This window comes from Hephaestia sp. MAHUQ-44 (genome assembly GCF_023806085.1).
In the GTDB taxonomy this organism is placed as follows: Bacteria; Pseudomonadota; Alphaproteobacteria; order Sphingomonadales; family Sphingomonadaceae; genus Sphingomonas.
The window spans coordinates 20,426-46,187 of record NZ_JAMSLX010000009.1 but is presented as its reverse complement, the minus strand read 5'-3'; the positions used below and the strand labels follow the sequence as shown (position 1 = coordinate 46,187).

Genomic DNA, 25,762 nt, shown 5'->3' with positions numbered 1-25,762 from the left:
AAGGCTTTTCTACAACATCTGTGTCCGTCGGCTTGCCCGGCCGACTGAAGTCGAGTGTGACACCGTTCTCGTACGCCCAGCGATCGAGCGCCTTCGAGATGAACTCCGGCCCATTGTCTACCCGGATAGTCCTGGGAGCCCCGCGGGACGGCGCGATCCGCGTCATCGTCGCGACCACCTGCTCGCCCTTGATGCCCTGGTCGACATCGATCGCCAGCGCCTCCCGGGTGAACGCGTCGACCACCGTCAGCGCTCGCAGCCGCCGACCGTCGAACAGCGCGTCCGAGAAGAAATCCATCGACCGCATATCGTTCGCCGCCAATGCCGCAGGTTGCCGCTCGCGGTTGGCAGCGCTGACGATGCGGCGGGGCCTCTTGAGCCGAAGGCTCAGTCCATCGTCACGATAAAGCCGGTAGACACGCTTGTGGTTCACGAACCATCCTTCCCTGCGAAGCAGGATATAGATCCTGAAGTAGCCGTATCGCGTCCGCGTCGCGGCAAGATCACGAATGCGTAGCATGAGCGGCGCCTGATCTGGTCGATGCGATACGTAGCGCACCGACGAGCGATCGACGCCGAGCGCCTTGCAACTGCGCCGTTCGCTGACGCCCTGGGACGCCTGGACGTGCGCAACGATCTCGCGCCGCCGCCCAGGCGTCAGAGCTTTTTTGACAGAACGTCCTGCAGAATGTGCTTGTCCAGACTCGGGTCCGCGACCAACTGCTTGAGCTTGCGGTTCTCCTCCTCGAGTAGCTTCAGTCGCTGCAGTTCGCCGACACCGAGCCCGCCATATACCTTCTTCCAGCGATAGAACGTCTGTTCGGAAATCCCCATCCGCCGGATCTCCTCGGCCACTGGCGTGCCCGTCTCCGCCTGCTTCAACGCGTACGCGATCTGCTCGTCGCTGTGCCTCGTCTTCTTCATCGTCAGCTCCTTCCTCGGGCGTCGTCACAAGGCCGGAAACCTAACCTTCAATCTGGATGAAAAAACAGGGAGGACGTCAAAGCCGCTGTCACCTACGAGGAATGTAGCGAGCATGTGAATAGCCAATTCCGAAAGGGGCTCACCGGCGGAATAGCGCTCATTATATATGTCTCTGTACTCGGTAAGCGCCTGGGCAAGCTCCGGCCGCAGGACGAGCGGGAGCTTCATCGAGGTTCGGTCGGGGCGGCCTACCAGCGCCTGCTTGACCAGGGTTGGACCGATGCCCTCCGACATCTCCATCCGCACGACAAGATCTACACCTTCTGGAAATATTGGCGCGGCGCCTTCGAGCGAAACGCGGGGCTCAGGATCGACCATTTCCTGCTCAATCCGGCCGCAGCATCCCTCCTGGTCGCGGCCGAAGTCGATATCCGCCCGCGCGGCTGGGAAAAGACCAGCGACCATGCGCCGCTCTGGATCGAGCTGGCCGACACGCCCCGGCAGCGCCGATCGCCGACATCAAAGAAGACATGACGATGGAAAGCGAACAGTTCGTCCTGCACGAAAATGACTGGTGCCGAACAACGAGCGGCTCCCGGTCCTGCTATCGCGATGCGGTCAAAGCCGAGGGCAAAGCCGAGGGCAAAAAAGCTGCAGAGCGCTTCGAGGAGTTGTTCGGCGATCATGGCTGGCCGTCCCACTGGCGCGATACGATCTACGATTATCACCATTATCACTCGACCGCGCACGAAGCACTTGGCGTGGCGACAGGCTACGGCACGCTGTTGCTCGGCGGCCCCGGCGGTCGCGAGCTTGAAGTCGGCGCCGGCGATGCTTTGGTGCTGCCGGTCGGCACCGGCCATCGCCGGCTGGAGGTCAGCAGCGATTTCCTCGTTGTCGGCGCTTACCCGCAAGGACAGGATTGGGACATCTGTCGCGCGGCGCCGCCCGATGAAATGCGCCGGCGAATGCATGAGCTTCCGGTGCCTGAGCAAGATCCGGTCGCTGGAAAATCAGGGCCGCTCCGCGATCTATGGGCACCGTGATCACCCGTATGATCTGCGTGCGGTAGCGAGTTGAAAATTCGCGATCGAGGATCATCTTGGTATTGCGCCCTTGGGGCGTGAACATCCTCAACTTTGGCACGGAGATGATGATGTCCGATAAGCACCTTGACTATCTCAAGCGCGAGCATGCCCGTCTCGGAAACGAGATCGAGCTTGCGGCACGCGAGCCGCGTCCCGACGAGGTCGCGATCGCACGGCTCAAGAAGCTCAAGCTCGCGATCAAGGACCAGATCGCTGCCTGGTACCGCGATCTCGGCGAGAATGAGGTCGCCTGACAGCCGGGCGGAGCCGTGGAATCGGCTCCGCCTTTTGGCCCCTTCACGAAACCTCTTGAAACCGGAATCGCGCTTCCTAGCTTTTTTTATGCCGGACGCCATGTTCGGGTCCGGTTGGACATGGAGAGCGTCGGCTCTTTTATCACCGGCGCATCTCATGCCCGAATTGCTTCGCAAAGGAGGATTTGGAGATGAGAAGCAACTTCGACTTTACGCCCTATCGGCGTTCGACGGTCGGCTTCGACCGCCTTTTCGATCTGCTCGAAACCGGCATGCGCGGCGATGCGTCCGATGGCTATCCGCCCTTCGACATCGTCAAGGATAGCGAGGACAGCTATCGCATCACGCTCGCGGTCGCGGGTTTCCGCCCCGACGAGATCGAGGTGGTCGCGCAGCAGAACCAGCTCACCGTTACCGGCAAGCGCGCCGAGGAGGACGGTCAGCGCGAATATCTGCACCGCGGCATCGCCACGCGTGACTTCGAACGGCGTTTCCAGCTTGCCGACTTCATCGAGGTCGGCGCTGCGGGTTTCGACAACGGCCTGCTGTCGATCGAACTGAGGCGCGTCATCCCCGAGGCGATGAAGCCCCGCAAGATCGCGATCGGAAGCGGAATCTCCGCACCCGAGCGGATCGAACCGCGCAACGATCCGGCGCTCGAAGCCGCCTGATTGCGCAATCCCAACGGCTTGCCGGTTCCGCCCCCATCGGACGGGCCGGCAGGTCTCACCTATTCCAGCCCGGAAGGAGGTGAGACCATCATGGATTCTTGATCTCGTTCCCTGGACCCGGGAGTCGCCTTAACCTTCTGGCCGCAACCTACCCGTCCTAGCGAAGCTGACTATCCTTGCTGCCGCGCCGGTTGATCCCCACGCTGCGGATTCTGGTATCACGGGCCGTCTGGCAGGAAACACAGGTCCGCGTGCCAGGCAGCGCGTCGCGGCGCGCCTGGGGAATCGGCTCTCCGCAATCCTCGCAATAATCGGCACTTTCGCCGGCAGGCATCATCACCCGCGCTCGCTTCACAGCGTCGGCTACCGTATCATCGATCTGGTCCTGAACGGCACCGTCAGGCGCCCATCCATTTGCCATCGGGCCACTCCTTTCAATGCGTCCGACATAGGAAATCGCGAGCCATTTTCCATGCTCCGCCAACCGCTCGACGGCCGGGTTTTCGGAGAAGGGCGCGATCGGACACATTGCATCCTGAGGCGTTATCACCCCGCAGGCCGTATTGCGGGCATAGCCGATGGGGATTTTTTGCGAAGGGGATGTGATGGAACACAATGACCACCTCTTCGCGCTCCTGATCGGCGGCGGCCTCATCTTGCTGATTTCATGGCTGCCGATGCTGCTCAGGCGCGTGCCGCTGTCGCTGCCGATCATGTGCGTGGCGATCGGCTACGCTTCCTCGTTCACCTCTATCCTCAGCGTCGCTTCCGCAGCCGACCCGGCGGCGACGCGTGCCGCCGAGACGATCAGCGAGATCGTGATGCTGTTGGCGCTGATGGGTGCAGGTCTCCGGATCGATCGCAAGTTCGGTTGGCGAGCGTGGGGCACGTCCTGGCGTCTTCTCCTCGTGGCAATGCCGATCACCATGTTGGCCGTCCTCGCCGCGGCGCATTGGGGACTGGGCTTTGGCGCACCGGCAGCGTTGCTCCTGGCGGCGGTCCTCGTCCCGACCGATCCGGTTCTCGCCGGCGATGTTCAAACCGGCGCGCCCGGCAAAGGCGACGACGGCGAGACGCGCTTCGGCTTGACGTCGGAGGCCGGCATGAACGACGGCTTCGCCTTTCCTTTCGTTCTGCTCGCTCTCGCTCTTCAAGCGGGGACGGCGACATGGGAGCATTGGCTGGCGATCGACTTGATCGGCGAAATGCTGATCGGGATCGGGCTCGGTTTCGCACTTGGACGTCTCATGGGCTTTGCGATGTTCCAGCCGATCCACATGAAGCTATCCGATACCGGGGACGGACTTGTGGCGGTCGGTGCGACGTTGCTGACCTATGCCGCAGCCGTGTTGCTTCATGGCAACGGCTTCATCGCCGTGTTCGTCGCCGCATTGGCGATCCGCTCGGCCCGGCCCGAGGACGAGTTCCACGCCAAGATGGCCGAATTGACCAACCAGGTCGAACGCGTGCTGGTGATGCTCGTGCTGGTCCTGTTTGGATGGGCGCTTGGCCATGGCTTGCTCGCTTCGCTGACCTGGCAAGGCGGCGTGCTTGCTCTCGCCCTTATCCTGCTCTTTCGCCCGGTCGCTTGCTGGATCGGGTTCATCGGATCGTCGGCGCCCCGAACGTCCAAGCGTCTGATAGCTATCTTCGGCATCCGCGGGATCGGCACCATCTACTATCTGCTTTACGCGCTGGGGCGCGGTGAATTTACCGAACGAGGACAACTCTGGGCAATCGCAGGGATGGCGATTCTGGCATCGATCATAATCCACGGCGTCCTGTCCACGCCATTGATGGCATATGCTGATCGGCTTCGCGGTCGTCATGGCGACACGGCGGGCCATTTTGAATACGAAAATTATCCCTCGCGCTGACCATCCGCGACCTGATCGACTGCTGTCGATGCTCTATCTCAAAGCGGCTTATTGACCTGAAATATGCGTCGGCGCCGAATAAACGCCGGTTACCAGGACGATTCATGGTAGGATGCCGTTGCGAGTCCGTGCTTTCGCTACAAGGAGCGCAGATCGCCCGGATCGGGCTTTCACCCCGCGAGCTTTCCGGTTTTCCCCGAAAGGGGGTTTTGTCATGAACCGAACAACCCATCCCGACGTCGCACACAATCTGGCGCTGGCCATCCTCGCATCTTCCAATGCGCCTGCACTGCTGCTCGACGAAAATTTGACAGTGATCGCCGCCAGCACGTCGTTCTACCGGGCGTTCGCCCCTGACCCGCAGCATGTCACCGCACAGCCGTTCTTCAAGCTGGGCAGCGGCGAATGGGACGTGCCGCAACTCCGCTCGCTCCTCGCCGCCACGCTGTCGGGTCATGCCAGGATCGAGGCTTATGAAATGGACCTCAAGGGCGACGCCGGACCACGCCGGCTCGTCCTCAATGCGCAGAAGCTCGAGTATGGCGATGCCGAACAGGGGCGCCTGCTCCTGACGATTTCCGATGTCACCGAGGCGCGCATCAGCGAGAAGCTCAAGGACGATCTGCTCCGCGAGAAGGCGATCCTGCTCCAGGAAATCCAGCATCGCGTCGCCAACAGCCTGCAGATCATCGCCAGCGTTCTGCTGCAGAGCGCGCGGCGCGTGCAATCCGACGAAACGCGCAGCCATCTTCGGGACGCGCATCACCGGGTGATGTCGATCGCCACTGTCCAGCAGCAGCTCGCGGCCTCGCGCCTTGGCGATGTCGAGCTACGGGGCTATTTCACTCAGCTGTGCCAGAGCCTCGGCGCCTCGATGATCCACGATCACGACCAATTGTCGCTTATGGTGACCGCCGATGACAGCCAGGTGAAAGCGGATATCTCGGTCGGTCTCGGGCTGATCGTCACCGAGCTGGTGATCAATGCGCTCAAGCACGCCTTTCCCGACGATCGCAGCGGCAAGATCCTCGTCGATTATCGGTCACGCGGAAAGGGCTGGAAATTGTCGGTCAGCGACGACGGCGTCGGCACACCCGAAAAGATGGCTGACGCCAAGCCGGGTCTCGGCACCGGCATCGTCGAAGCGCTGGCCAACCAGCTCGACGCGAGAATCGAAACCGAGGGCGGGTATCCCGGCACGACGGTCTCGATCGTTCACGTTGCAGCGACGGAGGCCGACGGCCCCGACCCGACACCGCCGAAAAAGGCGGCATAGCCCAGTGGGCGATCCCGGCCAAATCCAAAAGCTGACCTGGATCAGGACGATAAAGCGGAACGGTTACGGCTGGCGAAGCGTAATGATCACGCATGAAAAAACCGAGCACTTCACTATTCGCCTGGCGCCATCCGGCGCAGGAAGAACTTCAATCGCTGATCGAGGATCATGTCCGCGACCCGGACTTCCCGTGCGTCGGTGCCAAGGCGGCCCTGTCCAACGGCACGCTTCAGGTGCTGGCCTGCGACACGATCGACAGCGCGTGGGACGATCTGCGGATCCATGACGCCCTGCTGGACTGGTCCGAGACCTATCGCGAGGCGCCGGGGTTGTTTCGGAGCTTTGCGGTCATTTTCGATGGGCCGGAGGATCTCGGCGAACAGGCGTTCGAACGCGCATTGTGGGATCGCGTCCAGTCGCTCTCGGACAAGGACGTATGGCGCGGGCAGGAATATGACGAACGCGTCAGCGCCAACCCGGAAGACTCGCACTTCTCGCTGAGCTTCGGCGGAGAGGCGTTCTTCGTCGTCGGGCTGCATCCCCATGCGAGCCGGCCGGCGCGGCGTTTCGCCAAGCCGGCGCTGATCTTCAATCTTCACGACCAGTTCGAGCAGTTGCGCGAGGCGGGCAAGTACGAAGGCATGCGCGAGAAGATCATGGTTCGCGACGAGGCGCTGGCCGGATCGCGCAACCCAATGCTGGCGCGTCATGGCGAGGCGAGCGAGGCGCGGCAATATTCAGGCCGGCAGGTCGATGAATCCTGGCAATGCCCCTTCCGCTATTCGGGATCGAAATGAGCGACGTCGTCACCATCCCCGAGCGCAGCGGCACCGCCTTTGCGCTGCCGCGCGGCGCCACGCTGGCCGTGATCGACCCCAAAGGTGAGCAGGTCGCCGATCTCCTCGCCTTCAATGCGGACGATATCGACGAGGTGATGTCGTCAGGCCGCACGCTCGATTATGCCGAAACGATCTGCCTGACGGCGGGGCACAAGCTCTATTCGAACCGCAGCCGGGTGATGCTGGAGATCATCGGCGATACCGTGGGCCGGCATGATTTCCTGCTGACGCCCTGTTCGATCGATACTTTCCTGCATTTCTATCCGGACCTGCCGCCGCATCGCGGATGCTTCGGCAATCTCGCCGAGGCGCTGGCGCCCTATGGCGTGACGTCCGATCGCATCCCGACCGCGTTCAACTGCTTCATGAACGTGCCGGTCGACGCCGATACCGGCAAGCTCCAGGTGCTGCCGCCGATGAGCAAGGCGGGCGACAGCATCACCTTCCGCGCCGACATGGATCTTATCATCGGGCTGACCGCGTGCTCGGCCCCGGCCTCGAACGGCGGGACGTTCAAGCCGATCCAGTACCGGATCGATTAGCGGACCCGGACCGGCTACCGGGCGTCGATTTCCCGGATCGCGGCGGCCAATTGCGGCTGGCCAAACGGTTTGCCGAGCTTGACGATGTCGCGGGGCATGGTGGCGGGAATTTCGCCATAGCCGGTGGCCAGGATGACCCCCAGGCCGGGGATGCGCTGGCGCGCCTCCTCGATCAGTTCGGCACCCGTCATTTCCGGCATTGCCTGGTCGGTGATGAGCAAGTCGATTGTCACGCCCTCGTCAAGACGGGCCATCGCTTCGTGGGCCGAACCGGCTTCGGTCACGATATGGCCAAGGTCCTCCAGCAGGGCAGCCGTGTTCATGAGCACGAGGGCGTCATCGTCCACGGTCATGATGCGTAGCTGACGTTGCGGCGGAATGGCGGCCGGCGCAGCTTGCCCGGTCTCGGCTTCAGCGGTTTCGCGCACCTCCGTGACCGGCAGCCAGAGCTCGGCCGTCGTGCCTTCCCCGACCACGCTTCGCAGCACCAGCGCGCCCTTCATCTGGTCGGCGAGCCCGTGGATCATCGACAGGCCGAGACCCGTGCCCTTGCCCACCCCTTTGGTCGTGAAAAAGGGCTCGGTCGCGCGCGCCAGGGTAGCTGCGTCCATGCCGCTGCCGGTATCGATGACGGCGAGCTTGACATACCGGCCACCGCCGAGCCCATCGACCTCGCCATCCTCGACCGATCCCTCGTCCGCCGCGATCGAGATCGGGCCGCCTTCCGGCATCGCATCGCGGGCATTCACCGCCAGATTGAGCAGCGCCATTTCGAGCTGATTGGCATCGGCGAGCACATGGGGCAAGGACAGCGGAAACTGGAGTCGGATCGGGTGCGACGGGCCGAGCGTGCGTTGCAGCAAATCCCTCATCCCGCGAACCAGCTGCGGCACGTCGACCGGTTCCGGATTGAGGTGCTGGCGCCGGGCGAAGGCCAGCATCCGCTGCGTGAGCGCGGCACCGCGTTCGGCGCCTTGCCGGGCATTGCCGATCAATCGCCGGGCGGAAGCATTGTCCGGCAGCTGCTTTTCAAGCAGCGACAGGCTGCTGAGAATGGCCATGAGAAGATTGTTGAAATCGTGCGCCACCCCGCCGGTGAGCTGCCCGATCGCTTCCATCTTCTGTGACTGGAACAGCGCCTCGCGCGCGATATCGAGCTTGTGCTGCGTCTCTTCGCGTTCGGTCACGTCGCGGGTGATCTTGGCGAAGCCTTGCAACTGTCCTTTCTCGTCCAGGATGGAATCGATCACCACGCTGGCGCGGAACCGGCTTCCGTCCTTGCGGACGCGCCAGCCTTCCGCCGAGAAGCGCCCTTGCTCGCGCGCAATGCCCAGGGCTCGGGCCGGTTCGCCCGCGGCGCGGTCTTCCTCGGTATAGAAGCGCGAGAAATGCGAGCCGATGATCTCGGCCGGCGAATAGCCCTTGATCCGCTCCGCGCCCGCGTTCCAGCTGGCGACATTGCCCTGGGGATCGAGCCGATAGATCGCATAATCGGTGACGCTCTGGACGAGCAGCCGGAACTGCTCCTCACTTTGACGAAGGATTTCCGCGGCCGCCTGCCGCTCCGTCAGGTCCCGCGTGATCTGGGCGAAGCCGACCAGCTCGCCGTCCCTTCCCCAAACCGGGTCGATGATGACATGCGCCCAGAAGCGTTCGCCATCCTTGCGGACCCGCCATCCTTCGCGCTCGAACTTGCCCTCGCGCTGCGCTGTCGCCAGCGCGCGTTCCGGCACCCCGGCGCGCTGGTCCTCCGGCGTATGGAAGCGCGAGAAATGCTGCCCGACGATCTCCTCGGCCGCATAGCCCTTGAAGCGCTGCGCGCCCGCGTTCCAGTTGGTCACGATGCCGTCGGGATCGAGCATGTAGATCGCATAATCGCTGATCGCGTCGACTAGCAGCCGATAGCGACCTTCTTCCGAAACCGCGTCGGTCAAGCGTTGCCCGTGATCCACTTTATATCCCATTGTCGTGCCGCGCGAGCGACATAGGTTAGAAATTAGGAGCAAGGCGATGCAGGCGACGGTTTCGAATCGATCCGTCCGCAGCCGTTATGCTCGTTCGGCGCGGCTTTCTTTCATCGTCTGCCCTCGACGGGCAAGCCGAGACGTCGACGGTTTGCTCGCACTTTTCTACGATACAGCCCAACGGCGTGCTGGGCACCGGCCAGCGGCGTCATCCCGGCAGTCCTGCGCAGTAGTGCCGCGTTCAACTCGATCGCGGCCGACACCTTCTCGGATACCATGAGCGATGCCTCCCCAAGCGCACTGCCGTCACCACGGCCGATTTTCGCCATGCGCAGTCCGATGACGGTCGACGCTTCCCAACCCAGCGCCCAACTGTCCAAGGCAAGCGCGCTCCAGGCGCTCGCACCTGATCGCTTAACCATGGTCCGTCTCGGCATCGGCCATCGCAGCGGCTTCCGGCATGTCTTTCGCACCGCCCATGTCTTCGTCCGACATTCGGCCGGCGCCGGGGCCCGCGCCCAGGTCCGCGCCGGTGGTCGGATTGGCCGAAGCGTCGGAGGCTGTGCGTGCCGCCAGCGCAGCGACGACCGCCTTGTCGTCCTTGCCCAGCTTGACCGTCGCGAGGCCATTGCCGCCATCAAGCGGAATGGCCGCCGCGACATCGTCGATGCGGTCCCATTGCTCGCCGCTGTTCCATGGGCCGTCGACATCGCCGTCGCCTTGCGAGGTGTTGACGTACAGGCTCGCAAACGGCGCGAGACCGGGCAGCTTGCCGGTCGGGAAATTGTCGTTGATCGAATAGAGCGCCTTCTCGAAGCTCTTCTGGTGCGCGACCTCGCGCGTCATCAGGAAGCCCAGCGCATCCTTGATGCCGGGATCGTCGGTGATATTGATCAGGCGCTCGTAGATGATCTTGGCCCGCCCTTCCGCCGCGATGTTCGACCGCAGATCGGCGCTGGGATCACCGCGGCTGTCGACATAGGCGCCGCTGAACGGCACGCCCGACGAATTGGTGAGCGACGGACCGCCGCCGAACAGCAGCGATTGGGTATGGCTGTTGCCGCCAGCGGTCATCGAAATGTAAAGCTCGGCCTCTTCCATCGCCGCCTCGGCAAGCTGCGCCTTGGCGCCCTTGTTGAGCATCGCGACGATCGAGCCGACGATTTCGAGGTGGCTCAATTCCTCGGTCGCGATGTCGAGCAGCATATCCTTGCGCCCGGCATCCTCCTCGGCCAGCCCTTGCGTGAAATAGCGCATCGCGGCGGCCAGCTCGCCGTCGGCGCCGCCGAACTGCTCGAGGATCAGCGACGCGAGCGCCGGGTTCGGATCGGCGACGCGCACGGTATATTGCAGCGTCTTGTTATGCATGAACATGGGAATTGCTCCTCGAGGGTCTGGTATAAACAAAGCAGCAGAGACCCCTGTTCCTGCGTCGGGAGATATATCTGACTGATCGACATCATGCTTTGCCGATGGGTGGGCCCTGGCCAGCCGCCCGGCCGAGCCTAGTACGGGTCGGCCAGGTATCGGAGGTGAGCTGCTGCCGCCTCGACAGCGCATGTTCGTCGAAACCGCAGGCGACCCCGGCTTCCTCGAACGATACTTCGTTGACGTCGATGGCGTGCAATCGCTCGCCGACGCCGCCGAGACCACCTTCGCTGACGACCAGATAGGTCAGGCGACCGTCCCTCGACATCATCGCATCGATCACTTCACCGATCGCTTCCCCATCGCGCCCGATCAGCTTCGCTCCTGCGAGCTGGCCTACCGGCAGCAAGTCCGGACCGGCGGCGTTAATGCTTTTGGCGGCCGCCTTTCGGCCGCCCTTCTCATACTGCGCCTGGCGTCCGAGCCAGCGCCAGATGCCGATCAGGTTCACAAGGGTCAGAAACGCATTGGCCACCAGCAGATGGGGCTGGTGAGAGACGATCCCGACGATCGACCAGCAGACCGATCCGATGGCAAAGACGACGAAGCCCCAGCCGGTGATGCGCACGCCGAGGTTGGCGGCGGTCATCATCGCCGCGATCATCGTCGCGACGGGGGCGATCCAGGTTGCGGCCGCTCCCATCTAGACGTCCACGCGACGGGGGAGCTGGGAGAAATGGTCGGACATGCGTTTCTCCGGCGCCGCTAACGACTCGCAACAGTGCCGCGATCGGAACGAACCGGCTTCCCGGAAGGTTCAGGCTCGATCGAGGAGAGTTGACATGGCCGACAAGCAAGACGCGATCGCCCTTCTGAAATCCGATCACCGCAAGGTCGAGGGGTTATTCGAGCAATTCGAGAAGGCGAGCGGCGACGGCCGCAAGCAGAAGATCGCGCTGACGATCTGTCAGGAACTCACCGTCCACGCGAAGATCGAGGAGGAGATCTTCTATCCGGCCTGCGAGGGCAAGGTCGAGGAAGATCTGCTCAAGGAAGCCTATGTCGAGCATGACGGCGCCAAGGTGCTCATCGCCGAGATCGAGGCCGGTACGCCGAGCGACGAATTCTATGACGCCAAGGTCAAGGTGCTGTCCGAGCAGATCGAGCACCATGTCCAGGAAGAAGAGCAGCGCATGGAAGGCATGTTCAGCCAGGCCCGTCATGCCGGACTCGACATGGATACGCTCGGCGACCAGCTCCGTGCCCGCAAGGAAGAACTGGTCGCTGAATACAAGAAGAACGGTCTGGCTGGACCGGAAACGACCACCTTCACCGAGGCGACGGTCTGACGCGGACATGGGCGATCGAATGCCCGATTGGATCGCGCGCCGAAAAGACCCTGATCGATCTCGACAGGCCCCCGAAGCGACCATTCGCCATTACGGCCATCGTTATGTCCTCCCCTTACGGCGAGCGAATATCCGGACTCGATGGTGCAACTCTCGGTGCTTGCCGCGATATTCGACTGGGGGCGATGGCAAGGCGTCCCGCATCCTCTCGAAGCCGAAGTGCGCGCCGGGTTGAGGCGCTTCGACGATCCCGAACATCAGCTCGCTGCCTGATAATGGAATTCGGAATGACGCAATCATAAATGGACATGGTGAAATCGCATCGGCTGCCGGCCTAATTGGCAGCAGGGCGATACGTTGTGCCGCACAAAGCTTCTCTTTTGGAGTGGCCCGATCAGCTACTGCACATGACATTGATCGCGAAAGCGATGACGCCGATGTTGAAAACGAACGCTGCGATCGCGCGGAACAGCAGCGTTCGCCGCATCGACCGCGACAGGACGTCGATGTCCGCGGTCTGAAGGTCATGCCGACGCAGCGGCGAAATATGCAAACTCCCAATAGTTCGGCTCTTCGGTTTGAGGCACCTTCAGCCCGCCGCTGTCCCCGCCTTCCGGCGCTGCCGTATGGAGTGGCGGCGATGAAATTCCCGCCGAGGAAATCGCCTTCGTTTATGCGCGACGATTTGACGCTGAGTTGAAGCAGCAACGTCCGCCCCAGTTGGCGTGACCGTCTGCGGCGCCGTTCGCTGAGCGATTCGGCGGGCCGTGTCCGCCGAATTAGCAACATTCGCGTCTCCCCAAGGCATCACTGAAAAGGAAATTGTACCCCGGCGCGCCCCAGAACTTCCGTCGCGGTGATTCCGCAGTGATTCCGCAGAGGCATTTCGGGGGACCTTCCGCCAAATTGGCGGTGGTAACCCCTTGAACTTACTTCGAAAAATGGTGCTGCCGGTGAGGATTGAACTCACGACCTCAGCCTTACCAAGGATGCGCTCTACCACTGAGCTACGGCAGCACGGGGCCCGGTCGGGAAGCGGCGCCTATGGCCGCGTGCCCCCGGGATTGTCAAGGTGCGCACCGCGACATAATCATCGGCCATGACCAAAAAGGACGATCGCGCCGCGCGGCTGGCCCGGCAGTTGCGCGAGAACCTGCGCCGCCGCAAGGGACGCGCGCGGGAAGAACGCGCCGGCGACCGCCCCGCTGCCGCCGACGACCGCATCGATTCGCCTGCCGATTGACCGCGCTCAATCGACCCAATCGCGTTGAAGCGGCCGGATCGCCAGCATCATCAACAACGCCGCGATCAGATAGAAACCGAGGCACAGGATCACGGCATTGCGCAGCGAATCCACGCCGTAGCTCGCGGTGAAATAGTCCGATAGCCCGCCCATCAGCATCGGCCCGATGCCGAGCCCGATCAGATTGTTGATCATCAGGAAGCTCGCGCTCGCGGTCGCGTGCATCCGTTGCGGCACCAGATGCTGGACCGCGTTGGTCACCGGCCCCAGCCACAGGATGTTGAGCGCGTTGGGGATCAGCAGCAACACCCACGACGCGGCCGGCATCGGCACCAGCAACCCGGCGGCGAAGGTGGGGGCGGTGATCAGCCAGGCGATCGCCGGCAACCGCGCATACCAGCGCTTGTCGGCCGCGCCGAGCCGGTCGGCAAGCCAGCCGCCCGCGAACACTCCCGCCGTTCCGCCGACGAGCAGCAGCGACCCCATGAACTGGCCGGTGGTGATGAGATCGAAACCAAAGCTGCGCATCAGCACCGCCGGGGTCCACAGCGCGAGGCCGTAACCGCACAGCGAACTGCACCCCGCGGCGAACGACATCAGCCAGAAGCTCGGCTTTTTCGCGAGCATCGGAAACACCGCGCTGAGCGGCACCGCCTCCGGCGCGGCGGCCTTGGCCGGGCGCGGCAGATCGCGCACCACCAGAATGAAGATCGGCGCGAGCACGATGCCGGCGATCCCCATCGTGACGAAGGCCGCGCGCCATTCGACCAGCGCAGCGATATACGCGCCGAGCAACACCCCGCCCGCGAGCCCGATCGGGATACCGAGTGAATAGATCGCCAAGGCGCGCGAGCGTCGTTCGGGCGGGAAATAATCGGCGATCAGCGCATAAGACGGCGCGACGCCGCCCGCCTCGCCGACGCCGACGCCCAGCCGGAAGACGAAGAAGGACCAGAAATGGTTCGCGACCCCGCACAAGGCGGTGAAGCCGCTCCACACCGTGAGCGCGCCCGCGATCACCCACGACCGGCTGGTCTTGTCGGCGAGCAGCGCCAGCGGCACGCCGAGCACCGAATAGAGGATCGCAAAGGCCAGTCCGCCGATCGCGCCGAACTGGGCGTCGCTGAGCCCGAGATCGGCCTTGATCGGCTGCGCGAGGATGCCGAGCAACTGCCGGTCGAGGAAATTGAAGGTGTAGACCAGCAGCAGCATCGCGAGCACGAGCCTGCGGGAAGGTGGGGCACGGAGCGGCGTCGAGCGCATCGTTACGCCCCCCAAAAACCGTCACCCCGGCGAAGGCGGGGGTCTCGCGGTGGCGGCACGATGCCAGCTTTTACAGGCATGACGAAAGGGGGGATTTCAGCATTTTTCCTCCAAGATGACGAAACATCGGTCGCGGGCTGGCGTCGAAAGCCGCCGCGACGCCCGCCTTTCAACGCATCGCGAATTTGGGAGCGTCGGCAACGCGGCACACGCCGGTAAGCGCGTCGATCCACGCGTCAATCAGCGCGACGCCCTCCTTATGGGTGAGGCTGCGGCCGGTTTCGGGCATCATCGCGCCGGGATCGGTGATCGCCATGCGGTGCGACAGGATCGAACCGCGCGCATCGCCGGGGACGATATCGAACGCGCGGCCTTCGGCGCCCTTGCCCGCGGCGACCGGCGGCTTGCACACCCCCAGCGCGCGCGGATCGGCATTGGCGCTGTCGAGCCATAGCCCCGACACGCGCGCCGGGCCGGTCCGCGAATGGCAATGCGCGCAATTGATATCGAGATAGGCGCGCGCGCGCGCATCAAGCGGCGCGGCCGTGTCGCTCCAATCGGCGCCGCGCGGAATACCCGCGGCGGGAACCCCGGTCAGATAATGCAGCGCGACCAGTCGTTCGAGCTGGTTGATCGTACCGCCTGCACCGGGAAACGTCCGGTTGAGGTGGCGCGCCTGAAGCCCGATCGGCTCGACCGCGCGGGTACGATGATCGAGCGTATGGCAGCCCGCGCATTGATTGGCGTTGGGCACCGAATAGACGAAATCGGTACGCGTACCGTCGTCGCGCAAGGCCAGCGGCACATCAGCCCCGGCGCGCTGGAGCGTCGCCTTGGTCTGATCGGCGTTCCAGACATAGGGCAGCCCCACCCAGCCCTCGGCGCGGCGCACCAGCAGCCGCGTCTCGATCAGCCGGACGTGCGCCAGATCGAGCCCCGCAACGCCATTCTGATAGGTCGCGGGCGTCACCTTGAGCACCTCGGTGCTCGCGCCGGGCCGATCGGCCGCGGCGGGCACCGAGAAATAGAAAGTCTTGGTGATGATCGAGCCGATGGGAAAGTCGAACGGCCCGGTGGGATCGTAGGTCGCGCTGGCGCCCTGGGGGACGAACACGGTGCGCCATTTCTGCGCGTAATCGCTGAACAGCGGCGTCGCCAGTTCGTAGGTGACCATGCCTGCGTGCGGCGTGATCCGCCTGTCCTCAATCGTGAACAGCCCCCAATCGGCGAGGTCTTCGGGATTGTCGGTGGCGTGGAAGGTCACCGCATCGGGGGCACGCGCGCACCCCGCGACGAGCAGCAGCCCGAACAGAAGGACGAACAGGCGCGTCACTTGGTGATCGTCATCTCCGCCGGCAGCGTGACCGCGCCGAGCCGTTGCGCGGGCGCGCAATCGGCCGTGACGATCGCCGCGCCCTTGAAGCGGTGCGGGCCATCGACGTTGAGCAGCTTCGCCGCGCCATTCTGCACGCAGATCTTCGCATCGGCGACCTTGGGATCGACAAACCCGTCCCACACCACATCGGGCAATTTGCCGCCGCCCAGCGCCATCAGCGGCTTGAACTGATCGGCGGGATCGTCGCCGCCGCCCGCAAAGCGATTGTTCGCGATATAGATGTTCTGCGGATAGGGATCATAGGCGGCGCTGCGCCCCCGCTGGGTGTCGAAGCCGGTCGAAAAATAGCTCGACAGGATGATGTTCGCGGTCTTGTTGTCGGCGATCTCGTTATCGAAAATCTCGACATCGTCATTGGCGTTGATGACCACGCCCGACCCCGCCGGCACCGAGGACACCGCCGATCCCCTGGCACCGAAATTGGCGTGGTTGTTGGCGGTGATCGTGTTCCTGTAGACGCGCGTCTTGCTGCCCGGCACCGGCAGATCGGGCATGTTGAACACCAGGATGCCGCCGGTATTGCCCGTGGCGGTGTTGCCGTAGACGTCGGCCCCCGTGGAATTCTCGATCTCGATCCCCGCGACATTGCCCTCGGCGCGGTTGTTCCGGACGATGATATTGGTCGACTGGCCGACATAAATGCCGGCATCCGATGCGCCCTTCACCACGCTTTCCTCGATCAACACGTTTTCGACCTGCACCGGATAGAGGCCATAGGCGCCGTTGTCGGTGCTCGGCCCCCTGGTCCATTCGGCGCGCACGCGGCGCATCACCGCGTTCCTGGTGCCGTTGATCTTGAGCGCATCGCCCTTGGTGTCTTCCAGCGCGATATCCTGAAGCGTGAAATCGTCGCCGGTGACGAGCAGCCCCTCGGCGCCCGAATTCTGCTTCGCGAACGACAGCACGGTCTTGTCCATGCCAGCGCCCTTGATGGTGACGCCATCGGCCGTGAGCGAAAGACTGCGGGTGAGCGCATATTTGCCCGCGGGGATCGCGACCACATCACCAGGTTTGGCATCGAGCAATTGCTGCTGGAGCTTCTGTTCGAAGCCCGGATCGATGACGAAGCCTTCAGCATCGGTCCTGGGCGCCTGATGGCACCCCGCGAGCATCAAACCGCCGGCCAGCGCCAGCATCATGGTCCGCCGCATCATCCTCTCCCGCTGTTTGATGATGCATATCGCACTTCATCGCGGGTGCGAAGCGGGACCGTGCTGCGCGCCTACCCGCGCCGCAGATCGTCAGGCATATTCGTCGCGCAAGGGCCGCGCGAGCAGATCCTCGATCACATCGCGCACGCTTGCCCCCTCCAGCAGCGCGCACACCGCCCCCGCGACGGGCATGTCGACGCCGACGTCCGCCGCCGCCTCGCGCAGCACCGGCGCGGTGAAGGCGCCTTCGGCCACCGTCTTGCGATCGGCGAGCAGATCGGCCGCTGCCTTGCCCTGCCCGAGCCCGATCCCGAGCGAGAAGTTGCGCGAGCTGACCGACGAACAGGTGAGGACGAGATCGCCCAGCCCCGACAGCCCGGCGAGCGTTTCCGCGCGCGCGCCGCGTGCGAGGCCGAAGCGCGTCATCTCGGCGAAACCGCGCGCGATCAACGCGGCGCGGGCGTTCTGCCCCAGCCCCGCGCCCTCGACCACGCCGCACGCGATCGCGAGCACGTTCTTGACCGCGCCGCCGATCTCGGCACCGATCACGTCGGATGAGGCATAGGGCCGGAATGCCGGGCTCGCGAGCCGCTCGGCGATCCGGGCGCGCAGCGCCGAGTCCTCGCAGGCGAGCGTCACCGCCGCGGGCAGCCCCGCAGCGACCTCATGCGCGAAGGTGGGGCCGGAAATCACCGCGATCGGCGCCTTGGGCGCCACCGTGCGCGCCACTTCGCTGATCAGCAGCCGTGTGCCCGCCTCGATTCCCTTGGCGCACAGCACCAGTGGGGTCGCGCCGACCGGCGCCTCGGCCAGCACCGCCCGCACATGCTGCGCGGGCACCACGACCAGCAGCGCGTCCGCCGCCGCCAGATCGGCGAGCGCGTTGGTGGCGCGGATCGCGGGCGACAGCGGCACGCCGGGGAGGAACACGCGATTCTCATGATGCGCGTCGACCGCCGTCACCACCTCGGGCTCGCGCGCCCACAAGATCACCTCGCGGTCGCCCTGCGCCGCGACCTGCGCGAGCGCGGTGCCCCAGGCGCCCGCGCCGATCACCCCGATCTTCATGCCTTCACTCCTGCTCCGCGCGCTTTTTCCGCATTCGGATCGAGCGGCCAGCGCGCGCGCGCCGGCGTATCGAGCGGGTCGGTGAGCCCGGCCGCGAAGCGTTCGGCCCCCGCCCAGGCGATCATCGCCGCATTATCGGTGCACAGCCAGCCCGGCGGCGCGACAAAACGCAGCCCATGGTCGGCCGCGAGGGCTTCGAGCGCACCGCGCACTGCTGTATTCGCGGCGACCCCGCCCGCCACCACCAAGGCGGTCGCGCCGTCGATCGCCCCCAGCGCGCGCCGGGTGCGGTCGATCAGGCAATCGACCACCGCCGCCTGAAACGATGCGGCAATATCCTCGGCCGACCAGCGCCCTGCCGCATGCGCGCGCACCACCGCGCTCTTGAGCCCGGCGAACGAGAAATGCGGCTCGGCCGATCCTTTCAGCGGCCGCGGCAGCGGCACCGCCGTCGCATCGCCTTCGACGGCGGCACGCTCGACCGCGGGGCCGCCGGGAAAACCGAGCCCGAGGATCTTGGCGGTCTTGTCGAACGCCTCGCCCGCGGCGTCGTCGATCGTCGTCGCGAGTCGGCGATACCGGCCGACGCCCTCGACGAACAGCAATTGGCAATGCCCGCCCGAAACCAGCACCAGCAGATAGGGAAACGCGAGGCCGGGATCGGCGAGCCGCGGCGACAGCGCATGGCCTTCGAGATGGTTGACCGCGATCAGTGGTTTGCCCGCCGCATGCGCCAGCGCCTTGCCCGTGACGAGCCCCACCATCACCCCGCCGATCAGCCCCGGCCCGGCGGTGGCCGCGATTGCATCGACGTCATCGAGCGAAACCTGCGCCTCGGCCAAGGCCTGCTCGATCAACGGTGCGAGGATCTCGACATGCGCACGCGCCGCGATTTCGGGCACCACGCCGCCATAGGGCCGATGCGCGCTTTCCTGCCCGGCCAGGCGGTGCGCGACGATCGTGCGATCGCCCCGAACCAGCGCCGCCGCGGTTTCGTCACACGAGGATTCGAGGCCGAGGATCAACATCGGCCGTCCTTATCGTGCCGCACGGAACTTGTCGAAGGGCTGGGCTTGTCGCAGGGCTGGCGTTTCTGCATGGCGGGCGCAACAAGGGCCGGGCGTCGATGGCGCGGTACGAACGGAGAAACGAATTGGGCGGACTGTTCCGCATCGGCACGCGCGGCTCACCGCTGGCGCTCGCACAGGCGCATATGGTGCGCGACGCGCTGTTGGCCGCGCACGGCTGGGCGGCGGATCAGGTCGCGATCGTGCCCGTCAAGACCACGGGTGACCGGGTGCAGGATCGCCCGCTCGCCGAGATCGGCGGCAAGGCGCTGTGGACCAAGGAGCTCGATCGCGCGCTGCTCGATCGCGAGATCGATTGCGCGGTCCATTCGATGAAGGATGTCGAGACGATCCGCCCGGCGAGCATCGCGATCGCCGCGATGCTGCCGCGCGCCGATGTCCGCGATCGGCTGATCGGCGCCGACAGCGTGGCCGCGCTGCCCGACGGCGCCACCATCGGCACCAGCTCGCCGCGCCGCGCCGCGCAACTGCGCAACCTGCGGCCCGATCTCAAAATCACGCTGTTTCGCGGCAATGTCGACACGCGGCTGGGCCGGCTGGCAGCGGGCGAGGCCGATGCGACGCTGCTCGCGGCGGCAGGGCTCGAGCGGCTCGGCCGGCACGATCTCGGCACCCCGATCGAGATCGAGACGATGCTGCCCGCGCCGGCGCAGGGCGCGATCGGGATCGAAGTGCTGACCGCGGAGGAAACGACGCGGCGGCTGATCGCGGCGATCGACGATGCGGCGACATCGACCTGCGTGATGGCCGAACGTGCCCTGCTCGCGGCGCTGGAGGCAGACTGCCACTCGCCGGTCGCGGCGCTGGCGACCTTGGGCACCGGGCTGCGAATCGAGGCGGCGCTGTTCTCGAACGATGGTCGCGATTGCGTGACGGGCCATATCGAGGGCGCAGCCGACGACGTCACGATCGGCGCTCGGCTGGCGCGCGACCTGCTCGATCGCGCGCCCCCCGCCATCTGCGCGCTGTTCACCGGATGACGCGGAAGATTGCCGTGCTGCGGCCCGAGCCGGCCAATGCGACGACCGCCGCCGCGATCGAGGCGCTGGGGCTGGCGGCGCTTCGATTGCCCTTGTTCGAGGTCCGCGCGATCGGCTGGACCGCGCCCGACCCGCACGCGTTCGACGCGCTGGTACTGACCAGCGCCAATGCCGTGCGGCTGGGCGGCACCGATCTCGACCGCTTCAAGGCGCTGCCGGTGCACGCCGTCGGCGCCGCGACCGCTGCCGCCGCCGCGCAGGCGGGTTTTTCGGTCGTCGCCGTGGGCGATAGCGACGGCGTGACGCTGATCGCCGATGCCGCGCGCGCCGGGGTGGCACGCGCGCTCCATCTCGGCGGGCGCGAGCGCAAGCTGCAGGCGGGCGGGCCGATCGCGACCGCGATCACCGTCTATGCCAGCGATCCGCTGGCGATCGCGGCCGAGGCCCTGACGCGACTCGAAGGCACGGTGACGCTGGTCCATTCGCCCAATGCCGCGCGACGGCTCGATCGGCTGACCGGGCACATCGACCGCGAATCGGTGCGAATCGCGGCGCTGAGCCCGGCGGTGGCGGATGCACTCGGCACCGGCTGGGGGCGAATCGAGGCGGTCGCGATCCCGATCGATGCCGAACTGCTGGCCCTCGCCCGCACGCTCGCCGATTGACCGCGCCGACAACCACGGGGATAAGGCACGCCATGAGCCGAGACTATGTGCCTCTCGACGGGAAACCCGAGCGCCGGATCGGGCTGCGCACGCTGGGAATCGTGGGCGTCGTCGCCTTTCTGATCGGCGCGATCGCGATCGGCTATGCGATCAAGAATTACGGCCATTGGTTCGAGGGGCAGCCGGCCCCCGTCAAGACCCGCCCGGTACCGCTGCAGTCCGCGCCGCCCGCCGATGACGGCGCACGCACACCGATCGCCCCGACCAGCACCGATCTCGATTCGCTGAGTGCGCGCGAGGCCGCGCTCGCCGCGCGGCTCGCCGATCTGGAGGCACGCACCGCGACGATCGATACCAAGGCCGAACAGGCGGGCGGCAACGCCACGCGCGCCGAGGGGATGCTCGTCGCCTTCGCCGCGCGCCGCGCGCTCGATCGCGGGCTCGGGCTCGGCTATGTCGAGGGCCAGCTTCGCCAGCGCTTCGGCGCGACCCAGCCGCGCGCGGTCGCAACGATCATCCAGGCATCGCGCAACCCGGTGACCGCCGACGATCTGCGCCTCGGGCTGGCGTCGATCGGCAACGATCTGGTCAGCGGCGGCGACGCCACGGGATGGTTCGATCGCGTGCGCGACGAACTGTCGAGCCTCATCGTGATCCACAAGGAAGGCACGCTGTCGTCGCGGCCGTCGGATCGGCTGGCGCGCGCGCGCTATCTGATCGAGGCCGGACAGGTCGAATCGGCGCTGGCCGAAGTCAACCGGCTGCCGGGCGCCCCGCGCGCCGACCGCTGGATCGCCGCCGCGCAGCGTTATGTCGATGCGCGCCGCGCGCTCGACGTGATCGAGACCGCCGCGATCCTCGGCCAGGGCGGCCCCGCGATGCCCACCGTCGAGGCGCCCCCCCCAACGCCTTCCGCCTTGCCGGTCGCCGAACCCGACACGCCGCCCGCCGCGCCTTAGGGTGATTTCGCGCCGGATGAGATCATCTGGCGACTCGGCAATCACGGCCAACAAAAGATCATCCTGAGTCGGTCCGGTTCAATGAACCCTAAACCGCCGGCTCGGCAGCGTGCGCACAATAACGATCGCGATCGGGGGCTGGATCGACCTCGATCTGGAAGGTCGTCCGCGCAATCCCGAACCGCTCGTGGAGCATCGCCTGCGCATGCGCGAGAAAAGCGTCGCCGGGATGGCCGCCCGGCATCACGAGATGCGCGGTCAGCACGGTCTCGGTGGTGCTCATCGACCAGATATGGAGATCGTGCGTCGCCGCCACCCCGGGCAACGCCCCCAGCGCCGCGCCCACCGCATCATAATCGACCCCGCGCGGCACCGCTGCCAGCGACATCTCGACCGATTCGCGCAACAGCCCCCAGGTCTGCCAGAAGATCACCGCCGCGATCGCGAGACTGACGACAGGATCGATCCAGCCGATCCCGGTGTGCCAGATGACCAGCCCGGCGATCACCACCCCCGCCGAAATCGCGGCATCGGCGACCATGTGGAGGAACGCGCCGCGAATGTTGATGTCGCCCTTGCGCCCGCGCGCGAACAGCCACGCGGTGGCGCCGTTGACCACGATGCCGACGCCCGCGACGATCGAGACGGTCAGGCCCGCGATAACGGGCGGGTCGCCGATCCGCTGCACCGCTTCGAGCACGATCGCGCCCAGCGCGACGAGCAGCAGCACCGCGTTGCCGAGCGCGGCAAGGATCGACGACCCGCGCAACCCATAAGTGAAACGCTTCGAGGGCGGCGTCTTGGCGAGCGTCGCCCCGCCCCACGCCAGCGCGAGCCCGAGCACGTCGGACAGATTGTGCCCGGCATCGGCAAGCAGCGCGACCGAATCGACCGCGAAGCCATAACCCGCCTCGATCGCGACAAAGCCGATATTGAGCGCGATGCCGATCGCGAACGCGCGGTCGAAGCTCGCCGGCGGGTGATGCCCATGGACGTGATCGTGCGCGTGATCGTGGTTCATCGCGCCATCGCTATCATCGCCCGCCCACGAGATACTAGGACATCGCCGGCGCGATCAGCCGCTCGGCCTGCGCGCGTGCTTCGGGGGTGATATCTGCACCCGAGAGCATCCGCGCGATCTCCTCGCGGCGGGCGCCATCGTCGAGCGTGCGCACATCGGTGCGCGTGACGAAGCCGTCATGGCTTTTGGCGATCAGCAGATGCTGGCGCCCGCGCGCGGCAACCTGCGGGCTGTGGGTGACGACGAGCACCTGCGCGCCATCGGCCAGCCGCGCCAGCCGCTCGCCGATCGCGCTCGCCACCGCGCCGCCGACGCCGCGGTCGATCTCGTCGAACACCATCGTCGCGGCCGCGCCCTGCTCGGCGAGCGCGACCTTGAGCGCAAGGATGAAGCGCGACAACTCGCCCCCTGATGCGATCCGGATCAGTGCCCCGAACGGCGCGCCGGGGTTGGTCGACACCTCGAATTCGACGCGGTCGCGCCCGGCCGCCGCCCATTGCTCGCGCGGCAGCGGCGCGACCGCGGTACGAAAGCGCGCGGCATCGAGCTTGAGCGGCGCGAGTTCGGCGGTCACCGCCGCGTCGAGCCGCCGCGCCGCGTCGAGCCGCACCGCCGACAGCGCCTCGGCCGCCGCTTCATAATCCCGCGCCGCCGCGGCAGCGGCCCGTTCGAGCCCGGCGACGCTCTCATCACCGCTTTCGATCCGTTCGAGTCGCGCGGCCATCTCCTCGGCCAGTGCCGCCAGATCGTCGGGCTGGACGCGGTGCTTGCGCGCGACCGCCCGCAGCTCGAACAGCCGCGTCTCGTCGGCGTCGAGCCGGGCGGGATCGAACGCCAGCGCGTTCGCCGCCTCATCGACCTTGTCTTGCGTGGCCGCGCCTTCGATGATCGCGCGATCCACCGCCGCCAGCGCGTCGGCGAGCGCGTCGTGATCGTCCGCGACGCGCTCAAGGATGCGCGCCGCCTGCCGCAACCGGGCCAGTCCGCCCTCGGCGCCGTCGAGCAGATCGGCCACCGCCTGCAAGTCGCCCGCGATCTTCTCGCCGCGCTGCATCGTTGCGCGGCGTGCAGCGAGCGTTTCCTCCTCACCCGGTTCGGGGGCAAGCGCGCGCAGTTCGGCGACCGCGTGGCTGAGGAAATCGTGGTCGCGCGTCGCCGCCTCCTGATCGGCGCGCGCCGCGGCCAGCGCTTCCTCGGCCGCGCGCCAGCCACGCCAGGCATCGGCGACCGGCGCGGTATCGAGCCGGCCGAACGCATCGAGCAGCGCGCGATGCCCGCGCGGATTGAGCAATCCGCGCTCGTCATGCTGGCCATGGATTTCGACCAGTTGCGCGCCCAGTTCGCGCAGCAGCCCCGCCGAGGCGGGCTGGTCGTTGACGAAACCCCGGCTGCCGCCGTCGGCCTTGACGATGCGACGGATCAGCAGCGGCTCGCCCGGTTCGATCGCGATCCCGTTATTGGCGAGCGTCGCGCCGATGCCCGCGGGCGCATTGAAGCTCGCGGTGACGACCGCCTGCGCAGCTCCCGCGCGCACCAGCCCCGAATCGGCGCGTGCGCCCAGCGCAAGCCCAAGCGCGTCGAGCAGGATCGATTTGCCCGCCCCGGTCTCGCCGGTGAGCACGCCCAGACCGTTCTCGAAATCGAGATCGAGCGCCTCGATCAGCACGACGTCGCGGATCGAAAGCGCACTCAGCATCGCGCGCGCCGACGATCGGCCATCGGATCAGCCGGTGGTATCGGAAATGCCTGCCGGATCGGGCGTGTCGGCAGCCGGCGCGGTTTTGCGCGCATCGGGCAACAACGCTTCCTCCGCCGTCGGCGAGGTACCGGGCGCGCCGGGCGCGAGCACCTGCCCCGGCGTCGCCGCGGCAATCGCCCTGGGCGGGTGCTTCTGCATCAGATCGTAAGCGTGTTCGTACCACGGCGTGCCGACATAATTGGCGCCGAGCACCGCGGCGGCACGCTCGGCCTCGGTCGGCATCCCGAGCGCCAGGTACGATTCGGTCAGCCGCATCAGCGCCTCGGGGACGTGCGTCGTCTGCTGATAGTCGTCGACCACGCGGCGGAAGCGAAGCGTCGCCGCCAGCCACTGACCGCGCGTCTGGTAGAAACGGCCGATCTCCATTTCCTTGCCCGCGAGGTGATCGCGCACGAGATCGATCTTGAGCCGCGCGTCAGCGGCATAGCGCGTATTGGGATAGCGGCGCGTGAGCTCGCCCAGCGCGTCGAGCGCCTGCTGGGTGATCTTCTGATCGCGCGTCACATCCGAGATCTGCTCATAATAATCGAGCGCGATCAGATAATAAGCATAAGGCGCATCGGGGCTGCCGGGATGGATCGAGAGGAAGCGCTGCGCCGCCTGCAGCGAATTGGTGTAATCGCGATCGAGATAATAACTGAACGCGCTCATCAACTGCGCGCGCCGCGCCCAGACCGAATAGGGATGCTGGCGCTCGACCTCGGCGAACAATTGCGCCGCCTGCTTGTACTGATCGCGATCGAGCCGTTCGCGGGCGGTGGTGTAAAGCGTGCCCACGTCGCGCGCGACATAGGGAATGTCGGCCTTGGTGCGGTTGCGTGCGCAGCCCGCGATGGGCAGGGCCAGCGCCACAATCAGCGTCAACGCGAGCGGGCGGGCAAGCGCCCGGCGATACGGGGGGATACGCATGGTTGCGGTCTTAGCCGAGCCTTAGCCGGGCGAACAACGGTTTTTCGCTTGATGGACGCCGGCACCCGCCCAATGTTGGCGGGACAAGGCATATGGCAGTATCGCCTG

Annotated in this window: 26 protein-coding genes, 1 tRNA gene and 1 pseudogene; 12 read left to right on the top strand and 16 right to left on the bottom strand. The window is 65.9% G+C overall.

All coding sequences use genetic code 11. The features are described from left to right. Nucleotides 1-7: 7 nt before the first annotated feature. Nucleotides 8-924: pseudogene (locus tag NFE57_RS11120) on the bottom strand (IS3 family transposase); the annotation flags it as partial. 24 nt (nucleotides 925-948) lie between these two features. Further along, on the bottom strand, nucleotides 949-1,152 hold the full coding sequence (locus tag NFE57_RS11115) for a DUF2274 domain-containing protein (protein WP_252135650.1): 204 nt from the start codon (nucleotides 1,150-1,152) through the stop codon (nucleotides 949-951). A 308-nt stretch (nucleotides 1,153-1,460) separates the two neighbouring features. On the opposite strand from NFE57_RS11115, the gene NFE57_RS11105 reads away from it, so the two are divergent. The 3 genes from NFE57_RS11105 to NFE57_RS11095 all read left to right on the top strand — a co-directional run bounded on the left by NFE57_RS11105 (nucleotide 1,461) and on the right by NFE57_RS11095 (nucleotide 2,937). After that, nucleotides 1,461-1,970 carry a cupin gene (locus tag NFE57_RS11105; RefSeq protein ID WP_252135649.1) on the top strand — a complete coding sequence of 170 codons (510 nt, stop codon included), beginning with the start codon at nucleotides 1,461-1,463 and terminating at the stop codon, nucleotides 1,968-1,970. Nucleotides 1,971-2,080: 110 nt separating this feature from the next. Beyond that, nucleotides 2,081-2,266 carry a YdcH family protein gene (locus NFE57_RS11100; RefSeq protein WP_252135648.1) on the top strand — a complete coding sequence of 62 codons (186 nt, stop codon included), beginning with the start codon at nucleotides 2,081-2,083 and terminating at the stop codon, nucleotides 2,264-2,266. Between the two features lie 191 nt (nucleotides 2,267-2,457). Further along, nucleotides 2,458-2,937 (top strand): Hsp20 family protein, encoded by a 480-nt coding sequence (locus tag NFE57_RS11095; protein WP_252135647.1) that lies wholly within the window; start codon nucleotides 2,458-2,460, stop codon nucleotides 2,935-2,937. 157 nt (nucleotides 2,938-3,094) lie between these two features. Here the strand turns inward: NFE57_RS11095 and NFE57_RS11090 are convergent, their stop codons facing one another. Continuing rightward, a complete protein-coding gene (locus tag NFE57_RS11090) occupies nucleotides 3,095-3,358 on the bottom strand; it encodes a DksA/TraR family C4-type zinc finger protein (protein WP_252135731.1) in 264 nt (87 codons plus the stop codon). A gap of 184 nt (nucleotides 3,359-3,542) precedes the next feature. On the opposite strand from NFE57_RS11090, the gene NFE57_RS11085 reads away from it, so the two are divergent. The 4 genes from NFE57_RS11085 (at nucleotide 3,543) to NFE57_RS11070 (ending at nucleotide 7,471) form a co-directional block, all read left to right on the top strand. Then, complete coding sequence (locus NFE57_RS11085) at nucleotides 3,543-4,814, top strand: cation:proton antiporter (RefSeq protein WP_252135646.1); 1,272 nt, start codon at nucleotides 3,543-3,545, stop codon at nucleotides 4,812-4,814. A gap of 214 nt (nucleotides 4,815-5,028) precedes the next feature. Continuing rightward, nucleotides 5,029-6,090, top strand: coding sequence for a sensor histidine kinase (locus tag NFE57_RS11080; RefSeq protein ID WP_136163447.1), 1,062 nt, complete (start codon nucleotides 5,029-5,031; stop codon nucleotides 6,088-6,090). 92 nt (nucleotides 6,091-6,182) lie between these two features. Next, nucleotides 6,183-6,887 (top strand): guanitoxin biosynthesis heme-dependent pre-guanitoxin N-hydroxylase GntA, encoded by a 705-nt coding sequence (gntA, locus tag NFE57_RS11075; RefSeq protein ID WP_136163446.1) that lies wholly within the window; start codon nucleotides 6,183-6,185, stop codon nucleotides 6,885-6,887. After that, nucleotides 6,884-7,471 carry a DUF1989 domain-containing protein gene (locus tag NFE57_RS11070; protein ID WP_136163445.1) on the top strand — a complete coding sequence of 196 codons (588 nt, stop codon included), beginning with the start codon at nucleotides 6,884-6,886 and terminating at the stop codon, nucleotides 7,469-7,471. Before gntA ends, NFE57_RS11070 begins: the two co-directional genes overlap by 4 nt. A gap of 14 nt (nucleotides 7,472-7,485) precedes the next feature. Here the strand turns inward: NFE57_RS11070 and NFE57_RS11065 are convergent, their stop codons facing one another. The 3 genes from NFE57_RS11065 to NFE57_RS11055 all read right to left on the bottom strand — a co-directional run bounded on the left by NFE57_RS11065 (nucleotide 7,486) and on the right by NFE57_RS11055 (nucleotide 11,506). Further along, nucleotides 7,486-9,405 carry a hybrid sensor histidine kinase/response regulator gene (locus tag NFE57_RS11065; RefSeq protein ID WP_275401807.1) on the bottom strand — a complete coding sequence of 640 codons (1,920 nt, stop codon included), beginning with the start codon at nucleotides 9,403-9,405 and terminating at the stop codon, nucleotides 7,486-7,488. A 444-nt stretch (nucleotides 9,406-9,849) separates the two neighbouring features. Then, a complete protein-coding gene (locus NFE57_RS11060) occupies nucleotides 9,850-10,809 on the bottom strand; it encodes a manganese catalase family protein (protein ID WP_252135645.1) in 960 nt (319 codons plus the stop codon). 85 nt (nucleotides 10,810-10,894) lie between these two features. Continuing rightward, on the bottom strand, nucleotides 10,895-11,506 hold the full coding sequence (locus tag NFE57_RS11055) for a PRC-barrel domain-containing protein (protein ID WP_252135644.1): 612 nt from the start codon (nucleotides 11,504-11,506) through the stop codon (nucleotides 10,895-10,897). Between the two features lie 139 nt (nucleotides 11,507-11,645). Between NFE57_RS11055 and NFE57_RS11050 the strand changes: the two genes are divergently transcribed. Beyond that, on the top strand, nucleotides 11,646-12,152 hold the full coding sequence (locus NFE57_RS11050) for a hemerythrin domain-containing protein (RefSeq protein ID WP_252135643.1): 507 nt from the start codon (nucleotides 11,646-11,648) through the stop codon (nucleotides 12,150-12,152). Nucleotides 12,153-12,546: 394 nt separating this feature from the next. On the opposite strand, the gene NFE57_RS16770 is transcribed toward NFE57_RS11050, so the two are convergent. Beyond that, entirely contained in the window at nucleotides 12,547-12,705 is a 159-nt protein-coding gene (locus NFE57_RS16770; protein ID WP_353653911.1) for a DUF1345 domain-containing protein, read from the bottom strand. 389 nt (nucleotides 12,706-13,094) lie between these two features. Continuing rightward, nucleotides 13,095-13,169, bottom strand: a tRNA-Thr gene (locus NFE57_RS11045). Nucleotides 13,170-13,251: 82 nt separating this feature from the next. On the opposite strand from NFE57_RS11045, the gene NFE57_RS11040 reads away from it, so the two are divergent. After that, nucleotides 13,252-13,395, top strand: a complete 144-nt coding sequence (locus tag NFE57_RS11040; RefSeq protein ID WP_252135642.1) for a hypothetical protein — start codon at nucleotides 13,252-13,254, stop codon at nucleotides 13,393-13,395. Nucleotides 13,396-13,401: 6 nt separating this feature from the next. Here the strand turns inward: NFE57_RS11040 and NFE57_RS11035 are convergent, their stop codons facing one another. The 5 genes from NFE57_RS11035 to tsaD all read right to left on the bottom strand — a co-directional run bounded on the left by NFE57_RS11035 (nucleotide 13,402) and on the right by tsaD (nucleotide 19,301). After that, the gene (locus NFE57_RS11035; RefSeq protein WP_252135641.1) at nucleotides 13,402-14,658 is read right to left on the bottom strand and encodes a spinster family MFS transporter; all 1,257 of its coding nucleotides are present in this window, start codon (nucleotides 14,656-14,658) and stop codon (nucleotides 13,402-13,404) included. Between the two features lie 169 nt (nucleotides 14,659-14,827). Beyond that, nucleotides 14,828-15,991 (bottom strand): SO2930 family diheme c-type cytochrome, encoded by a 1,164-nt coding sequence (locus NFE57_RS11030; RefSeq protein ID WP_252135640.1) that lies wholly within the window; start codon nucleotides 15,989-15,991, stop codon nucleotides 14,828-14,830. Further along, nucleotides 15,988-17,205, bottom strand: coding sequence for a parallel beta-helix domain-containing protein (locus tag NFE57_RS11025; RefSeq protein WP_252135639.1), 1,218 nt, complete (start codon nucleotides 17,203-17,205; stop codon nucleotides 15,988-15,990). The genes NFE57_RS11030 and NFE57_RS11025 overlap by 4 nt, the downstream gene beginning before the upstream one ends. Nucleotides 17,206-17,295: 90 nt before the next feature. Beyond that, nucleotides 17,296-18,273: an NAD(P)H-dependent glycerol-3-phosphate dehydrogenase gene (locus NFE57_RS11020; protein ID WP_252135638.1), complete on the bottom strand. Its 978-nt coding sequence runs from the start codon at nucleotides 18,271-18,273 to the stop codon at nucleotides 17,296-17,298. Next, nucleotides 18,270-19,301: a tRNA (adenosine(37)-N6)-threonylcarbamoyltransferase complex transferase subunit TsaD gene (gene tsaD, locus NFE57_RS11015; protein WP_252135637.1), complete on the bottom strand. Its 1,032-nt coding sequence runs from the start codon at nucleotides 19,299-19,301 to the stop codon at nucleotides 18,270-18,272. Before tsaD ends, NFE57_RS11020 begins: the two co-directional genes overlap by 4 nt. Nucleotides 19,302-19,399: 98 nt before the next feature. On the opposite strand from tsaD, the gene hemC reads away from it, so the two are divergent. From hemC to NFE57_RS11000, 3 genes are read left to right on the top strand one after another with little or no spacing between them, the layout of a single operon-like run. Next, nucleotides 19,400-20,341, top strand: coding sequence for a hydroxymethylbilane synthase (gene hemC / locus NFE57_RS11010; RefSeq protein WP_252135636.1), 942 nt, complete (start codon nucleotides 19,400-19,402; stop codon nucleotides 20,339-20,341). Further along, entirely contained in the window at nucleotides 20,338-21,006 is a 669-nt protein-coding gene (locus tag NFE57_RS11005) for a uroporphyrinogen-III synthase (protein ID WP_252135635.1), read from the top strand. Before hemC ends, NFE57_RS11005 begins: the two co-directional genes overlap by 4 nt. Before the next feature lie 32 nt (nucleotides 21,007-21,038). Next, nucleotides 21,039-21,965 carry a mitofilin family membrane protein gene (locus tag NFE57_RS11000; protein WP_252135634.1) on the top strand — a complete coding sequence of 309 codons (927 nt, stop codon included), beginning with the start codon at nucleotides 21,039-21,041 and terminating at the stop codon, nucleotides 21,963-21,965. An 88-nt stretch (nucleotides 21,966-22,053) separates the two neighbouring features. Here NFE57_RS11000 and NFE57_RS10995 read toward each other — a convergent pair whose 3' ends face one another. The 3 genes from NFE57_RS10995 to NFE57_RS10985 are packed head-to-tail and all read right to left on the bottom strand — an operon-like array spanning nucleotide 22,054 to nucleotide 25,654. Beyond that, on the bottom strand, nucleotides 22,054-22,986 hold the full coding sequence (locus NFE57_RS10995; protein WP_252135633.1) for a cation diffusion facilitator family transporter: 933 nt from the start codon (nucleotides 22,984-22,986) through the stop codon (nucleotides 22,054-22,056). A 34-nt stretch (nucleotides 22,987-23,020) separates the two neighbouring features. After that, complete coding sequence (gene recN, locus NFE57_RS10990) at nucleotides 23,021-24,682, bottom strand: DNA repair protein RecN (RefSeq protein ID WP_252135632.1); 1,662 nt, start codon at nucleotides 24,680-24,682, stop codon at nucleotides 23,021-23,023. A 27-nt stretch (nucleotides 24,683-24,709) separates the two neighbouring features. Continuing rightward, nucleotides 24,710-25,654, bottom strand: coding sequence for an outer membrane protein assembly factor BamD (locus tag NFE57_RS10985; RefSeq protein ID WP_252135631.1), 945 nt, complete (start codon nucleotides 25,652-25,654; stop codon nucleotides 24,710-24,712). Between the last annotated feature and the right edge of the window lie 108 nt (nucleotides 25,655-25,762).

What these genes read in the sequence shown, in the direction of transcription:
- NFE57_RS11115 (WP_252135650.1), bottom strand. Translation starts at nt 1,152, where the DNA reads ATGAAGCTCCCGCTCGTCCTGCGGCCGGAGCTTGCCCAGGCGCTTACC.
- NFE57_RS11105 (WP_252135649.1), top strand. Translation starts at nt 1,461, where the DNA reads ATGGAAAGCGAACAGTTCGTCCTGCACGAAAATGACTGGTGCCGAACA.
- NFE57_RS11100 (WP_252135648.1), top strand. Translation starts at nt 2,081, where the DNA reads ATGTCCGATAAGCACCTTGACTATCTCAAGCGCGAGCATGCCCGTCTC.
- NFE57_RS11095 (WP_252135647.1), top strand. Translation starts at nt 2,458, where the DNA reads ATGAGAAGCAACTTCGACTTTACGCCCTATCGGCGTTCGACGGTCGGC.
- NFE57_RS11090 (WP_252135731.1), bottom strand. Translation starts at nt 3,358, where the DNA reads ATGGCAAATGGATGGGCGCCTGACGGTGCCGTTCAGGACCAGATCGAT.
- NFE57_RS11085 (WP_252135646.1), top strand. Translation starts at nt 3,543, where the DNA reads ATGGAACACAATGACCACCTCTTCGCGCTCCTGATCGGCGGCGGCCTC.
- NFE57_RS11080 (WP_136163447.1), top strand. Translation starts at nt 5,029, where the DNA reads ATGAACCGAACAACCCATCCCGACGTCGCACACAATCTGGCGCTGGCC.
- gntA (WP_136163446.1), top strand. Translation starts at nt 6,183, where the DNA reads ATGAAAAAACCGAGCACTTCACTATTCGCCTGGCGCCATCCGGCGCAG.
- NFE57_RS11070 (WP_136163445.1), top strand. Translation starts at nt 6,884, where the DNA reads ATGAGCGACGTCGTCACCATCCCCGAGCGCAGCGGCACCGCCTTTGCG.
- NFE57_RS11060 (WP_252135645.1), bottom strand. Translation starts at nt 10,809, where the DNA reads ATGTTCATGCATAACAAGACGCTGCAATATACCGTGCGCGTCGCCGAT.
- NFE57_RS11055 (WP_252135644.1), bottom strand. Translation starts at nt 11,506, where the DNA reads ATGGGAGCGGCCGCAACCTGGATCGCCCCCGTCGCGACGATGATCGCG.
- NFE57_RS11050 (WP_252135643.1), top strand. Translation starts at nt 11,646, where the DNA reads ATGGCCGACAAGCAAGACGCGATCGCCCTTCTGAAATCCGATCACCGC.
- NFE57_RS11040 (WP_252135642.1), top strand. Translation starts at nt 13,252, where the DNA reads ATGACCAAAAAGGACGATCGCGCCGCGCGGCTGGCCCGGCAGTTGCGC.
- NFE57_RS11035 (WP_252135641.1), bottom strand. Translation starts at nt 14,658, where the DNA reads ATGCGCTCGACGCCGCTCCGTGCCCCACCTTCCCGCAGGCTCGTGCTC.
- NFE57_RS11025 (WP_252135639.1), bottom strand. Translation starts at nt 17,205, where the DNA reads ATGCGGCGGACCATGATGCTGGCGCTGGCCGGCGGTTTGATGCTCGCG.
- NFE57_RS11020 (WP_252135638.1), bottom strand. Translation starts at nt 18,273, where the DNA reads ATGAAGATCGGGGTGATCGGCGCGGGCGCCTGGGGCACCGCGCTCGCG.
- tsaD (WP_252135637.1), bottom strand. Translation starts at nt 19,301, where the DNA reads ATGTTGATCCTCGGCCTCGAATCCTCGTGTGACGAAACCGCGGCGGCG.
- hemC (WP_252135636.1), top strand. Translation starts at nt 19,400, where the DNA reads ATGGCGCGGTACGAACGGAGAAACGAATTGGGCGGACTGTTCCGCATC.
- NFE57_RS11005 (WP_252135635.1), top strand. Translation starts at nt 20,338, where the DNA reads ATGACGCGGAAGATTGCCGTGCTGCGGCCCGAGCCGGCCAATGCGACG.
- NFE57_RS11000 (WP_252135634.1), top strand. Translation starts at nt 21,039, where the DNA reads ATGAGCCGAGACTATGTGCCTCTCGACGGGAAACCCGAGCGCCGGATC.
- NFE57_RS10995 (WP_252135633.1), bottom strand. Translation starts at nt 22,986, where the DNA reads ATGAACCACGATCACGCGCACGATCACGTCCATGGGCATCACCCGCCG.
- recN (WP_252135632.1), bottom strand. Translation starts at nt 24,682, where the DNA reads ATGCTGAGTGCGCTTTCGATCCGCGACGTCGTGCTGATCGAGGCGCTC.
- NFE57_RS10985 (WP_252135631.1), bottom strand. Translation starts at nt 25,654, where the DNA reads ATGCGTATCCCCCCGTATCGCCGGGCGCTTGCCCGCCCGCTCGCGTTG.